Annotated in this window: 9 protein-coding genes; 4 read left to right on the top strand and 5 right to left on the bottom strand. The window is 65.9% G+C overall.

Annotated elements, in window-relative coordinates; all coding sequences use genetic code 11:
* Window positions 1-16 precede the first annotated feature (16 nt).
* From fliI to OC450_RS00710, 4 genes are all read left to right on the top strand, one after another.
* Window positions 17-1,342, top strand: a complete 1,326-nt coding sequence (gene fliI, locus OC450_RS00725) for a flagellar protein export ATPase FliI (protein WP_256805824.1) — start codon at window positions 17-19, stop codon at window positions 1,340-1,342.
* Window positions 1,343-2,186: 844 nt separating this feature from the next.
* Window positions 2,187-2,834, top strand: a complete 648-nt coding sequence (locus tag OC450_RS00720) for a MarR family winged helix-turn-helix transcriptional regulator (RefSeq protein ID WP_211387351.1) — start codon at window positions 2,187-2,189, stop codon at window positions 2,832-2,834.
* A gap of 983 nt (window positions 2,835-3,817) precedes the next feature.
* Complete coding sequence (locus OC450_RS00715; RefSeq protein WP_262046981.1) at window positions 3,818-4,882, top strand: ketopantoate reductase family protein; 1,065 nt, start codon at window positions 3,818-3,820, stop codon at window positions 4,880-4,882.
* Between the two features lie 177 nt (window positions 4,883-5,059).
* Window positions 5,060-6,571 (top strand): ATP-binding protein, encoded by a 1,512-nt coding sequence (locus tag OC450_RS00710; protein WP_256805823.1) that lies wholly within the window; start codon window positions 5,060-5,062, stop codon window positions 6,569-6,571.
* A gap of 5 nt (window positions 6,572-6,576) precedes the next feature.
* On the opposite strand, the gene OC450_RS00705 is transcribed toward OC450_RS00710, so the two are convergent.
* From OC450_RS00705 to OC450_RS00685, 5 genes are all read right to left on the bottom strand, one after another.
* Window positions 6,577-8,889, bottom strand: coding sequence for a TonB-dependent receptor (locus OC450_RS00705; protein ID WP_262046980.1), 2,313 nt, complete (start codon window positions 8,887-8,889; stop codon window positions 6,577-6,579).
* On the bottom strand, window positions 8,870-9,949 hold the full coding sequence (locus OC450_RS00700) for a HoxN/HupN/NixA family nickel/cobalt transporter (RefSeq protein ID WP_211382355.1): 1,080 nt from the start codon (window positions 9,947-9,949) through the stop codon (window positions 8,870-8,872). Before OC450_RS00700 ends, OC450_RS00705 begins: the two co-directional genes overlap by 20 nt.
* A gap of 175 nt (window positions 9,950-10,124) precedes the next feature.
* A complete protein-coding gene (locus OC450_RS00695; protein ID WP_256805820.1) occupies window positions 10,125-10,865 on the bottom strand; it encodes an ABC transporter ATP-binding protein in 741 nt (246 codons plus the stop codon).
* A complete protein-coding gene (locus OC450_RS00690) occupies window positions 10,862-11,710 on the bottom strand; it encodes an ABC transporter ATP-binding protein (protein WP_211382353.1) in 849 nt (282 codons plus the stop codon). The genes OC450_RS00695 and OC450_RS00690 overlap by 4 nt, the downstream gene beginning before the upstream one ends.
* Window positions 11,710-13,533, bottom strand: a complete 1,824-nt coding sequence (locus OC450_RS00685) for an ABC transporter permease (RefSeq protein WP_262046979.1) — start codon at window positions 13,531-13,533, stop codon at window positions 11,710-11,712. The genes OC450_RS00690 and OC450_RS00685 overlap by 1 nt, the downstream gene beginning before the upstream one ends.
* Window positions 13,534-13,538: the final 5 nt, after the last annotated feature.

Genomic DNA, 13,538 nt, shown 5'->3' with positions numbered 1-13,538 from the left:
AGGTTGGACGGTTTCCTTGAACGCTCTTCGGCAACTCGAGTGGGCGCTGCTGGAGCTTCAGCAGAGCACTCCCCTGGCAAGCGTCAGCGGCGCGATCTCCGAGATCGCCCCGACGCATTTCCGCGTCTCCGGCCTGTCGCGCTTCGTCAGGCTCGGTGAACTGATCGGCGTCAACTCCGGCGGCAAGCCCCAGATCGGCGAGGTGATCAGGATCGACAGCGAGGGCATCATCGCCAAGCCGTTCGATCGGCAATTCGCCGGCGGCCTCGGTTCGGTCGCGTACCGGATGCCGCCCCTGTCCTTCGCGCCCGATCCGAGCTGGAAGGGCCGCGTCATCAACGCGCTCGGGGCGCCGCTGGACGGGCAAGGCCCGCTGACGCCGGGATCGCGTGCGGTCTCGGCAGAGGCGGAGGCGCCTTCGGCCATGAAGCGCGCGCGCGTGCACAAGTCGCTGCGCACCGGCGTGCGCGTGATCGACCTGTTCGCCCCGATCTGCGCCGGCCAGCGCGTCGGCATCTTTGCCGGGTCCGGCGTCGGCAAATCGACGCTGCTCGCGATGCTGGCCCGCAGCCAGGGCTTCGACACCGTCGTGCTGGCCCTGGTCGGCGAGCGCGGCCGCGAAGTGCGCGAGTTCATCGAGGACGTGCTGGGCACCGACCGTCATCGCGCCGTCACGATCGTGTCGACGGGAGACGAGAGCCCGATGATGCGGCGGCTGGCACCGAAGACAGCCATGGCGGTCGCCGAATATTTCCGCGACCGCGGCGAATCGGTCCTGCTCATGGTCGATTCGATCACGCGCTTTGCCCATGCCGCCCGCGAGGTCGCGCTTGCGGCCGGTGAGCCCGCGGTGGCGCGCGGTTATGCACCCACCGTCTTCACCGATCTGCCGCGCCTTCTGGAACGCGCCGGACCTGGCGAGGAGGGATCCGGGACGATCACCGGGATTTTTTCCGTGCTGGTCGACGGCGACGATTACAACGAGCCGATCGCCGACACCATCCGCAGCACACTCGATGGGCACATCGTGCTCAGCCGCCACATCGCCGACCAGGCGCGCTATCCGGCCGTGGACGTTCTGGCTTCGGTCTCCCGCCTCGCCCATAACGTCTGGGATCCCGAGGAGCGCGAATTGGTGAGCAAGCTGCGCGCCATGATCGCCAAATACGAGGACACGCGCGACCTTCGCCTGATGGGCGGATACCAGTCGGGACGTGATTCGGGTCTCGATCAGGCGGTCGACATGGTTCCGAGAATCTACGGCGCGATGCGGCAGGACGCCTCGGCTCCGCCAAGCGCCGATCCCTTCCGCGAGCTCCGGGACATGCTCAGGGGCGACTAGCAGGACGAGACGGCGCGCGGCGCCCCCGCAATCGCGCCTTGCTCATTGTTTCGACAGGCAATTGCGCATGCCGCCACGCTCCCGGCGCATGCGCGCGCAGCCGCCACCGGTTTCCATCGCCAGCGCTTCCACCGTTCGGTTGAGCGAATCGGGGCAGCTGATGCCGAAGCGACGGGGCCGGCGATTACTCGATCCGCGCCGCAACAACCGCAACGTGCAATTCCTGTGAGTTCCCTTGGCGATTCTCCGTCAGAACGCACAGGTTGTGGATGACGTGCCGAAGCACAGCGTCATCATGCACAAGCTTCGATCAACCTGCATCAACGACAGACAACAAAGTGCCGTGCAATCAAACCGTCGCACAGTTAAGTGCATGTAACTCGTCGAACGTTGTTCACCATCATGTGTCCCGAAGAGCGGGATTGTCTTGAACGTTACATTCGATTGCAGAGACATCCAGTCTCCGAGAGTGTCTCTACTTGATTTTGTTGAGAAGCTCATTCATCGTTTCGATGGAAGATAAGAAACGTCTGCGTGTGACTTGAACTTCAGGGGCTTCGGTTGAACTTCTCCGATCCATCGTCTGCTGGCGACGGCAACTCGGGCTCCCGTGCGGCGACGACGCCATTGGCATGCCATCAGCGACGCAATCTCTTGCTCCTGACGACGCGACGCCCATTGGTCCCGGTCGTGTCCGCTGCAGTCCGTGCCTTCGAGCAAGACCCGGGCGCGACGTGCTCTTTGGACGCCACAAATCGTCTGACGCCCCTCGAAGAATTCGAGAGCCTGGGCGCATGGCGGCTTCGGGACGCCGCAGACGAAGCTCCGGGGACGAGGTAAATTCATGCCAGTGGCACGAGAAGCCGTGGAGCTGCTGGTTCAGGCGGCGAGGGCCTGGTATTTCGAAGGCAATCAGCATGGATTGCGCGATCGGGAATGGATGGCACTGCGCTTTCTCGGCCGCGCCAACCGGTTTTCGCGTACACCGTCCGCGCTGGCCGGCTTCATCGGCGCCACTAGGGCGACCGCATCGCAGATCGTGAAGACGCTGGAGAGCAAGTCCTACCTCGTGCGAAAGCCGTCGCACGAGGACAAGCGGTCCGTCGTGCTCCACGTCACCGCGCAGGGCGAGAAATGCCTGAACCAGCACGATCCGATCAATCACGTGCTGAACGCAGTCACGGCGCTTGGGACGGACGAGTGCGTGAGATTGCGCGACTCGCTGCGGGAGATCCTCAATCACCTCGACGCAGCACATCAACGCCTCGATGCCAGCATCTGCCGGGACTGCATGTTTCTCGCCGAACGCAGCCCCGGCGCCGGCCCGGGTGCCGGCAAGGGGCGCACAACGGCCGAATTCATGTGCCGGCTGTATCGCGCCCCGGTCTCGCTCGAGGAGACCGAACTGCTCTGCACCAGTTTTGAGCGTACCCGCGACCGCCCGAAGATCGAGGGACACCTCGACCGCACACGCATGGCGAGCCAGGGGTGAGACGCGCAACGACGGAGCAGAATCCCTCGTGGCAGTCTGGATTTTTTCGCTGTGCTCGCAATGACGGGGCATGAGGCGGCAGATATGCTCTTCCAACTCGCATCTTGAATCGCAGGCACGCCTTCGCATCCTCGCGGCGCAATTCGCCCGAGCTTTGCTTGGTCGCTCCACCCTCTTTGAGCCAAGAGGGCGCAGGGAAGGCCGGGTGCCGACTGGCACCCGCGGTCCGCTGCGCGAAAAGCACACGCAGAGAAAACCGCACAGCAGCATACAGGTGTAGCCAATCACTCGGCCTTCCCTGCGCAGTGGTTGGACGGCTTATGCCGTGCTCTCCCGGGAGCCGAGTTCCATTTGGCCTCCCTCACTCCAGCGAAAGTCGCCGACACCGCGCCGGTTGACGCGATGCCGCATCCGCAAGAGCTTGACCGTAACAACGACGGCCAGGACCACACGGTTTTGCCGTACGCACGGCTCGCTTGTTCACCATTGGTTTCGACGACGTTTGTGCACGTTGCCGCCGACCTGATGGCGAGACGAACCTGACAGCGCCGCTCGTCGGCACGACGTTTGGGCTCACGGAGAGCAATCCGCCCTGCCCGCACTTCTCGTGCCCGACGCTGCCGCGTCCACCGCAAGCCCGGCTCGCGAACATGACGACCACAAGATCGCCCCTCAAGGATGAGCCGGGATGGGCGACACATACGTTAAAACCGAATTTCGGTAAAGAAGAATATTTTTACGCAAGCGGATTGACAGAACGACGACACAGCAAGAGCCCGTAGCGCGGACGGAGCGAAGCGCAGTCGGGGAAGGTCGATGCGGAGCGAGCGCTCCCTCGGTCCCCCGGCTCCGGACGATAGGGGCGCCCCTTGTATGCATTATCCCAGTTGCCATCCCAGGGCACTTCGCTTTACATGCCGGAAACTCGCCCGCGGATGACGGCCGGGGCTCAAAAATCACACACATTTTCAAAGGGACGGAATATGGCGCGTAACATTCTGATTCTCGGGGCTTCCTACGGCTCGCTGCTGGGCACGAAGCTGCTGATGGCGGGCCATAACGTGACCCTGGTCTGCCGCGCCAAGACCGCGGAACTGATCAACCGCGACGGTACCGAGGTCCGCATCAAGTTGCGCGACGAGGCGGTGCACCGGGCCATCTTCTCGCGTGATCTGCCCGGCAAGCTCGACGCGGTGACCCCGGCCAATGTCGACCTCTCACGCTACGACATGGTCGGCCTTGCAATGCAGGAGCCGCAATACACCAACCACACCGTGCGCGTGCTCATGGTCAGGATCGCTGCGGCGAAGCTGCCGTGCCTGTCGATCATGAACATGCCGCCGCTGCCCTATCTCAAGCGCATCCCCTCGCTCGCAGACATGGATCTCGAGGAGGCCTACACCAATGCGCAGGTGTGGGAGCGCTTCGAGCCGGGGCTCGTGACGCTGTGCTCGCCCGACCCGCAGGCCTTCCGTCCGCCGGAAGAGGCTGCGAACGTGCTTCACGTCGGCCTGCCCACCAACTTCAAGGCATCGGTCTTCGCCGACGAGAAGCACAACAAGGTGCTGCGCGAGCTCGAAGCCGACATCGACGCGGTGACGCTCGACGGCCATGACGTGCCGGTGAAGCTGAAGGTGTTCTCGTCCCTGTTCGTGCCGCTGGCGAAATGGTCGATGCTGCTCACCGGCAATTATCGCTGCATCACGCCGCACGAGCCGCAGTCGATCCGCGACGCCGTGCACGGCGACCTGGCGCGCTCGCAGACGATCTACGACCATGTCGACGCGATCGCCCGCCGTCTCGGCGCCGACCCGCAGGACCAGGTGCCGTTCGCGAAATACGCCAAGGCCGCCGAAAGCCTGCTCAAGCCGTCATCGGCCGCGCGCGCGGTTGCGAGCGGCGCCCCCTTCATCGAGCGCGTCGACCTGCTGGTCAAGCTGATCTCGCATCAGCTCGGCACGCCCAATACCGAGATTGATCGCACGGTCGAGACCGTGGACCTGAAGCTGAACGAGAAGATCGTGCAAGGCGGATCGGGCGCGCAGTAGCGCGCCGCTCCCGGCTCAAGAGCTCCGCCCAAGCGTTCCAGCCCGCACTTCTACGGCGATCACATCGCGCCTGAACTGCGCCGTGGGCAACACGCATGATTCGCGCCGTGGCGCTCGACGCGCCGCGACGGGGTTGATAAGCCCCTGTCCGCGAATGATGGGAATTTGAGTCGGGACATGACGGTTGCGATCGAGATGGGGCAGACTGCGGCGGGCGCCGCGGCGGCCATGGACCTCGAGGAACTCCTGGCGACCCGTCTGCTGGTGCAGGGCAATTCGGGCTCCGGCAAATCGCATCTGCTGCGGCGTCTGCTGGAACAGAGCGCGCCCTGGGTGCAGCAGGCCATCATCGACCCGGAAGGCGATTTCGTCACGCTGGCCGAGCATTTCGGTCATCTCGTGATCGAGGCCGAGGATCACACCGAGCGCGGGCTTCAGGTCGCCGGCGAGCGCGCACGGCTGCATCGCGTCTCCACCGTGCTCAATCTCGAAGGGCTCGACGCGGAAAACCAGATGCGCCGCGCCGCAGCCTTCCTCGGCGGGCTGTTCGACGTGGACCGCGACCATTGGTACCCGATGCTGGTGGTGGTGGACGAAGCGCAGCTGTTCGCGCCGGCGGTCGCCGGCGAAGTTTCGGACGAAGCGCGCAAGCTTTCGCTCGGTGCGATGACCAATCTGATGTGCCGCGGCCGCAAGCGCGGCCTTGCCGGCATCATCGCGACCCAGCGGCTGGCAAAGCTCGCCAAGAACGTCGCGGCGGAAGCGTCGAACTTCCTGATGGGGCGGACCTTCCTCGACATCGACATGGCGCGCGCCGCCGATTTGCTCGGCATGGAGCGGCGGCAGGCCGAAGCCTTTCGCGATCTCGAGCGCGGACAATTCATGGCGCTTGGTCCTGCGCTGTCGCGCCGTCCCCTGCGTTTGCACATCGGTCCGACCGACACCCACGCGCGCAATTCGACGCCGCGGCTGATGCCGATGCCGGAAGCCTCACTCGAGGATATGCGCGCCGTGATCCTGGCAGCGCCGCCGCCCGATGCCAGCCGCCCACAGCGCCGGCCCGCGCCGGACCTGCTCGAACAGCTTCGCGCCGCGAAAGCCGCCGCGCCGGAGATCCGGCCTGAGGCGGTCGAGGTGCCGATCAGCGCCGAGGAGCTCGCGGAGCGGCGCGAGCGCGTCGATCGTACCTTGCGCGCCGTACTCGCGGCGCCCGATGCCGGGTTCCGCGCCGTCGGCGTGCTCTATCAGGAGTTCGTGGTTCGCTGCCGCATCGAGGGCCTCGGCTCCGCGGTGCCCGACCTCACCGAATTCCGCCGCATGCTGACACGCGCACGCGCCGGGCTCGGCGCCGAGCATGCCGAGGACGACGCCTGGCAGGACGTCTCGCTGCGTGCCTCGATCCTGCCCGACGACATGCAGGGCGTGTTCATGATGATCGCGCGCGCGGCGAAGGAAGGCTGGCCCTGCCCCGGCGATGCCGCGATCGCCCGCGCCTACGGCTCGCACTCCCTGCGCCGGGCACAACGCCTGCTCGGCTACATGGAGGAGCAGGGGCTGATCGTGTGCCAGCTCGATGGCGCCGGCCGCAGGTTCGTGACGCTGGTGGAACTGGCCTGGGCCACGGCGCCGGGCGATCCCAATGGCGACGATCTGCCGGCGGAGCCGGCTCCGAGCGCGGCCTCCGTCTGATATGCTCAGAACGCTCCGGCTACGGTGAGGCGGAACGTCAGCGGCTCGACCGGGTGCAGCACGTAGTCCATCACACCGTTCTGGCAGACCGCCGTCGGTGCGACGCCGCCGGTGCAGAGATTGTACAGCGTGTCGGTCTTGAGCAGCGAACCGTAAGCGTAGGTGATCTGGTTCGCCTGCGTGTTGAAGAGATTGAGCACGTCGAGCTGGACGCGCCAGCCGTTGTCGATGCGATAGCCGAGGCGGCCGTTGAAGATGCTGGTCGCGGAGGAGCGGAAGGCATTGTCTTCCGAGAGCGGGCTCGACGCCAGATAGCGCCAGCGCAAGGCCCCGAACCAGCCGGTCTTCTCGCCGAGCGTGACGCCGGCCGAGGCCACCATCGCCGGCGCATTCGGAATGTAATTGCCGGGCGCATTGCCGATCTGCGCCTCTGGATAGCCGGCCAGCGAGGCGTAGACCTCCGCCTGCTCGCTGTCGGTGCCGCGAAAGCGCGCATGCGTCATGGCGAGATCGGCGTCGATATCGATCCACGATCGCGGGCGATAATGGCCGGTCCATTCGAAACCGTAGCGGCGGCTGGCGCGGGTCGCCGAGGTGTCGCCGGCATCACCTGAGAACAGGATCTCGGAATCCTGGTCGAGGATGAACAGGCTGAGCGAGCTGTCGAGGCCGGGAACAATTCTGCTGCGGACGCCGACCTCCGCTCCCCGCGTGCGCACCAGCAGCGGCGACGGCGTCAGCCTTGTGGAGGCATCGCCGGGGTCTTCCGTCGTGGTCGCGCCGCGCGCGTCGTTGGAATGCATGCCGGTGCCGGCGCCGAGAAAGAATTCGGTCTGGTTGAAGGGGCCGAGCACCATCCGGAATTTCGGGCTGCCGAGCGCGGCGTCGGCACGGCCGGAATTGCCGGCATCGAACAGCGAGGTGACATCGGCGGCGTAGTAGTCGCCGCGGAAGCCGATCGTGGTCCTGAGCCAGTCGGCCCAGCGCACGGTGTTCTCGGCATAGAGGCCGACGCTGCCCTCGCCGACCTTGTCGCTGCGGATGTTGGCGAGAAATCCGCGCTGGAACGAGTTGGTGAGCGCAAGGTCGATCGCGTCATAGCGCGATTGCAGGCCGAAGGTGGTCTGCATCGGCAGGCCCGCCAACGAGCCGCTCAGCGTGCGCGAGATGTTGGCGCCAGCCATCAGTCGGTCGTCGTGCTGGTGAAACTGGTCGCCGAGCATGGGATCGCTGAGGTAGTAGGTAAAATTGTTGAAGAGATCGAGCTGGCTCTTCACGACATAAGCGTTGGCCTTCCACGAGCCGAGATCGTCGCTCTGCGCGACGCGGGCCGAGAGCGCGAAGCGGTTGGTGTTGCCGCCATCGCTCGGATCTTCCGAGCCGAAGCGGTCGAGCAGGCCGCTGGTGATCGCGCGCTGCGGCACCTGGTCCGTCGAATTCCATTTATTGACATAGGCCATACCGGTTATGGAGACTCCATCGGTCGCAGTGCCCTGGCTGTAGCGCACGAGGCCGTTGAGCTTTCGAACGTTGTCCGGATTGTCCCAGGGACCGTTATAGGTGCCGAGCTCGCCGGCGACGAGCAGCGAGCCATCGCCGACTGTCGCGGAGTCCATGCCGAGCAGGCGGCGATAGCCAAAGCTGCCGGCGGTCACCTGCGCGAGACCCTTTTCGGTTCGGTCGATCAGGCCGATACGCACGCTGCCGACGGAGGCGAAGTCTCCCTCGTCGGCGAAATACGGCCCCTTGCGCACGTCGATCGCGGCGACGGTTTCCGGAATCAGCCAGTTCAGATCAGCATAGCCCTGGCCGTGCGCGTGGGTCCGCATGTTGACGGGGACGTCGTCGACGGTGATCGCAAGATCGGTGCCGTGATCGAGATTATAGCCGCGCAGAAAATACTGGTTGGCTTTGCCCTCGCCGGAATGCTGGGTCACGATCAGCCCCGGCACGGCTTCGAGCGCCTCGCCCGGCCGGGTGAAGGGGCGCGCGTTGACCGCGTCGCCGGAGACGGTGAGCTCGCTCGCCATTCCGGGCGCGCCTTTCGCGCCGGAGGCGACACCGGCGACATCCGCTGGCGGCGTTGGCGCCGGCTGTGCGACGCTGCTGCCGTCCACCGCCGGTTTGCCGGCGCGTCGCGGCACAGGCGGCTTCTTGTGACGCGGCGTCTCGCCGCGGGTGACCTGGATCGCGGGCAGCTCGCGCGAGGCACCGTTGCTCTGCGCCAAGGCCCTGTCGCAATCCGCGAGAAGGACGAAGGCCGGGAGTGCCGTCAGCGCGCCGCAGCGACGACCGAGATCAGGCCGCCTCGGTCGCATCGGTGCATTCCAGGACCCTTGGCGCGGCGCGGTGCCGATCGCCTGCAAACACACGGCGATAGAGCATGACCGAGACGAGCCAGGCGACAACGAACAGCGCAATCACGGCAAAGCCGACATTCGCAAGCGACCCGTTCAGGTGATCGACCAGCGTCCACACGCCGCCGGACAGGCCGAGGCGATCCGCGATCAGGCCAAGCGCCTCGATGCCGCCGATCAACAGCGCCACCGCGACGGAGGCGCCGGTGATCGTGAGGTTGTACCAGAGCTTTCGCAAGGGATCGACGAAGGCCCAGCGATAGGCGCTGACCATCAGCGCGGAGTCGGCGGTGTCGACCAGCGCCATGCCGGCGGCGAACAGCGCGGGAAAGACCAGGATATCGGCGAACGAAGCGCCGCGCGCGGCCTCACCGGCGGAGATGCTGAGCAGGCCGATCTCGGTCGCGGTATCGAAGCCGAGCCCGAACAGGAATCCCAGCGGATACATGTGCTGCGGCTTTGTCACCAGGCGAAACATCGGGCCGAGCAGCCGAGCGAGGAAGCCGCGGCTGGCAAGCAGCGCCTCGAGGCCTTCGGCGTCGTGAACGCCCTGCTCGCGCGCGATACGAAGCGTCCGCCACAGGCTGACGAAGATAGCGAGATTGATGGCCGCGATCACCAGCAGGAACAGCGCCGACACCGAGGTGCCGATGAAGCCGCCGATTTCCCGCAGCAGGCTGTCGCCGCCGAGGCTCACCACGCCCAGCGCAAGCAGCATGGTCGCGACCACGACCACGGTGGAATGTCCGAGCGCGAAATAAAGGCCGACGCTGCGCGGCGTGCCGCCCGCTTGCATCAGCTTGCGCACGACATTGTCGATGGCAGCGATGTGGTCGGCATCGACGGCGTGGCGCAGGCCGAACACCCAGGCGAGCAGCGCGGTCGCCATCACCGTCGGCCGGTCACCGAAAGCAGCGAAGGCCCACATCCACGCTGCGATATTGGCGGCGATGAGCCCACCGAACAGCAGCACCACACCGGGCTCGACCGCCCGCAAGGACAATTTCGACACAGCAATCATTCCGTCCGCGCGCCATCGCGCCAGCAGTATGATAATTTCATAGAATGATCATACTGACCAGCCCCGGCTGCGTCCTGATGACCGTATATGCGAATTTGCAGGAGTGCCCGGAGTTAAGACGTGGATGGCCGGGACAAGCCCGGCCATGACGAGGCGGAGAGGTCAGCGCATTGCATCAGGCCGCCTCGGAGCCGCCGAGATAGGCGTCGCGGATGCGGGGGTCGTCCTTCAACGCGCGCGCCGGTCCGGAGAGCACGATCTTGCCGGTCTGGAGCACATAGGCCTCGTGCGCGATCTCGAGTGCGAGGCTGGCGTTCTGCTCGACCATGAAGACCGAGACGCCTTCCTGGTTGATGGTGCGGATCAGCTCCAGCACGCGATCGACATAGAGCGGCGACAGCCCCATGGTCGGCTCGTCCATCACGATCATCCGGGGACGGCTCATCAGCGCGCGCGCCATCGCGACCATCTGCTGCTCGCCGCCGGAGAGCGAGCCGGCGCGCTGCGACAGCCGCTGGCCGAGCTTGGGAAACAGCCCCAGCATCTTCTCGAGATCCTGCGCGATCGCCTCGTGATCGTTGCGCACGAAGGCGCCCATCAGGATGTTTTCACGCACGCTCATGTCGGCGAAGAGGCGCCGCGCCTCGGGCACCGAGGCGATGCCACGGCGGACGATCTGCGGCGTGGTCAGCCCCAGCAGCGAGGCGCCATCGAACGTCACGTCACCTGATCGCGGCTTCACGAGGCCGAGGATGATCTTCATCGTCGTGGACTTGCCGCTGGCATTGCCGCCGAGCAGGCAGACGATGTGGCCGCGGCCGACCGTGATCGACAGATCGAAATGCACCTGCGCCTGCCCGTAGAACGTATTGACGTTGGACAGCGCCAGCAGCGGCTCGGCTGCGCTCGTCGTCATGCCGCGCTCTCCTGCTCAGCCTTCCCCGACAGGCCGTGGCCGAGATAGGCCTCGATCACCTTGGGATCGCCACGCACCACTTCGCCCGGACCTTCCGCGATCTTCTTGCCCTCGTCCATGACGATCACGCGGTCGGAGAGCCGCATCACCATCTCCAGCTTGTGCTCGATCAGGAGGATGGTCAGCCCTTCCGCCTTCAGCTCGGCGACGAGGCCCTGCATCTCCGTTGTCTCCGTCGGGTTCATGCCGGCTGTCGGCTCGTCCAGCAGCAGCAGGCGCGGCTTCAGCGCCAGCGCGCGCGCGATCTCGACGCGGCGGCGGTTGGCGTAGGAGAGGCTGTAGGCCGGCTGGTCGATCCGCGGCAGCAGCCGCTCGCCGAAGCGCGCGAGGATGGCTTTCACCTCTTCGCGCAGCCGCTCTTCTTCCGCCCTGACACTGGCGGGACGCAGCAGCGCCAATCCCAGCTCCAGCAGCGGGCCGATCAGCGGCACCGCCGGCTTGACCGCGCGCAGCCGCGTGTGGGCGCCGATCAAAACGTTGTCCATGACGCTGAGATTTCCGAAGACTCGGCCCAGCTGAAAGGTGCGCGCGATCCCTCCGGCCGCAAGCCGTTCCGGCGACAGACCCGTGATGTCCTGGCCTTCGAAGCGGACCTCGCCGGCGTCAGGCCGATCGAGCCCGGTGACGAGATTGAACAGCGTGGTCTTGCCGGCACCGTTCGGGCCGATGATGCTGACGAGCTGGCCCTTCGCGAGATCGAGATCAATCGCATTGACGGCGGTGAGGCCGCCGAAGCGGCGCGTCAGCCCGCGCAGGGACAGCATGGTCGTGTGCTGCTCCGCCATCACATCGTCCCCAACAGGCCCTGCGGCCTGAATCGCACCAGCAGCAGGAGCACGATTCCGTAGATCAGGATGCGATACTCCGCCGCGATCCGGAACACTTCGGGCAGGCCGACCAGCGCCACCGATCCAACGATGGCACCGACGACGTTGCCGAGACCGCCGAGGATCACGACCGTCAGCGCCAGGATGGATTGCTGCGTGTTGAAGGTCTCGTGGTTGATGTAGGAATAGAGATGCGCGGCGATGCCGCCGCTGACGCCGGCGGCGAACCCGCCGAAGATGAAGGCGAGCGATTTGTAGCGGTTCAGGCTGAGGCCATAGGCGCGCGCAGCAATGTCGTCGTCGCGAATGGCGCGAAAGCTGCGGCCGAGATGCGAGCCGAGCAGCCGGCCCTGCAGCAAAGCCAGCACGACCATCACGATGAAGCTGAACCAGTAGATCGATGTCGCGCTGATCAGATCATAGCCGAACAGCGCCAACGGCGGGATGCCGGAGATGCCGATGGGCCCGCGGGTGACGCTTTCCCAGTTCAGGATCACCAGCGACACGATCTCGCCGATCGCGAGCGTGGCGATCGACACATAGTGCCCGCGCAGACGGAACGACGGCGAGATCAGCGCGGTGCCGAGCGCGGCGCTCATCAGGCCGCCGCCGATGATGGCGAGGCCGACGGGGACAAAGAAATTCAGCGACAGCAGCGCGGAGGTGTAGGCGCCGATCGCAAGCAGCGCCGCGTGACCGAGCGAGACCTGGCCGATCGTTCCCGCCACCAGCGTCAGGCTGAGCGCGAGCATGCCGAGCAGCCAGGCGTTGATCAGGGTCTGGAGCACATAGAAGGACACCGGAAACAGCGGCAGGATCGCAAACGCAGCGGCGGCGACCAGCAGCGCCCAGCGCGGAATCCGCACCGGGCGGCTCGGCGCGATGAAGGTGCCGGTGAGCGGCTCCGGCGGCGCCTGTCGTGCGCTGGCGAACAATCCGTTCGGGCGCAACACGAGCACCACGACGAGCAGCAGGAATGCGAACAGGTTGCGGTAGCTGGTGCCGAACACGGCGACGCCGTAGCTCTCGACCAGTCCCAGCAGCAGGCTGCCGATCACGGCGCCCGGCACGTTGCCGGCGCCGCCGACGACTTCGGCGACGACGCCCTTGAGCGTCGCCTGCAGGCTCATCGCAGTGTCGATCTGGTTGTAGTACATGCCGACCAGCAGGCCGGAGACGCCGCCGAGCGCAGCCGCAATGCCGAACACCGCCTGATTGACGCGGTTGACGTCCACGCCCATCTGCATCGCGGCATCGCGATCCTGCGCGGTCGCGCGCACCGCCCAGCCGAGCTTGCTGTAGCGCAGGAACACGAACAGCAGCAGCGCGCTGGTGATGCCGACGCCGGCAATGAGCAGATCGAGCGGCCCGATCGTGCCGCCACCGACCTGGAAACGCACATCGGGCAACTGGCTCGGCAGCGCGCGCGGGTTGGGCGAGAAGGTCAGCATCACCAGCTGATCGAGCACGAAGCTGATGCCGATCGTCGCGAGCAGCGGTGCGATGCGCACTGAGTTCTGCAGCGGCCGCAGGCCGAACCGCTCGATGACCAGCCCGACCAGCGCGGCGGCCACCGCGACCACGATGATGGTGAGCGGCAGCGGCGTATGCAGCTGCACCACCGCGACCCAGCCGATATAGGCACCGACGAGATAGATCGAGCCCTGGGCAAAGTTGATCAGCCGGCTGACGCCGAAGATCAGCGCAAGCCCGACCGCAACCAGAGCGTAGACATTGCCGACGATCAGCCCGTTGATCGTGTAGTCGAGCCAGGAAGACACGCTGT

The sequence above is a fragment of the Bradyrhizobium sp. Bra78 genome (assembly GCF_024519855.1).
Lineage (GTDB): Bacteria > Pseudomonadota > Alphaproteobacteria > Rhizobiales > Xanthobacteraceae > Bradyrhizobium > Bradyrhizobium japonicum_G.
The sequence above is the reverse complement of the archived record's forward strand: the minus strand, read 5'-3'. Positions and strand labels throughout refer to the sequence as shown.

Coding starts and splice junctions, on each gene's coding strand:
- OC450_RS00705 (WP_262046980.1), bottom strand. CDS start 8,889: ATGCGACCGAGGCGGCCTGATCTCGGTCGTCGCTGCGGCGCGCTGACG.
- OC450_RS00690 (WP_211382353.1), bottom strand. CDS start 11,710: ATGGCGGAGCAGCACACGACCATGCTGTCCCTGCGCGGGCTGACGCGC.
- OC450_RS00695 (WP_256805820.1), bottom strand. CDS start 10,865: ATGACGACGAGCGCAGCCGAGCCGCTGCTGGCGCTGTCCAACGTCAAT.
- OC450_RS00715 (WP_262046981.1), top strand. CDS start 3,818: ATGGCGCGTAACATTCTGATTCTCGGGGCTTCCTACGGCTCGCTGCTG.
- OC450_RS00700 (WP_211382355.1), bottom strand. CDS start 9,949: ATGATTGCTGTGTCGAAATTGTCCTTGCGGGCGGTCGAGCCCGGTGTG.
- OC450_RS00720 (WP_211387351.1), top strand. CDS start 2,187: ATGCCAGTGGCACGAGAAGCCGTGGAGCTGCTGGTTCAGGCGGCGAGG.
- OC450_RS00710 (WP_256805823.1), top strand. CDS start 5,060: ATGACGGTTGCGATCGAGATGGGGCAGACTGCGGCGGGCGCCGCGGCG.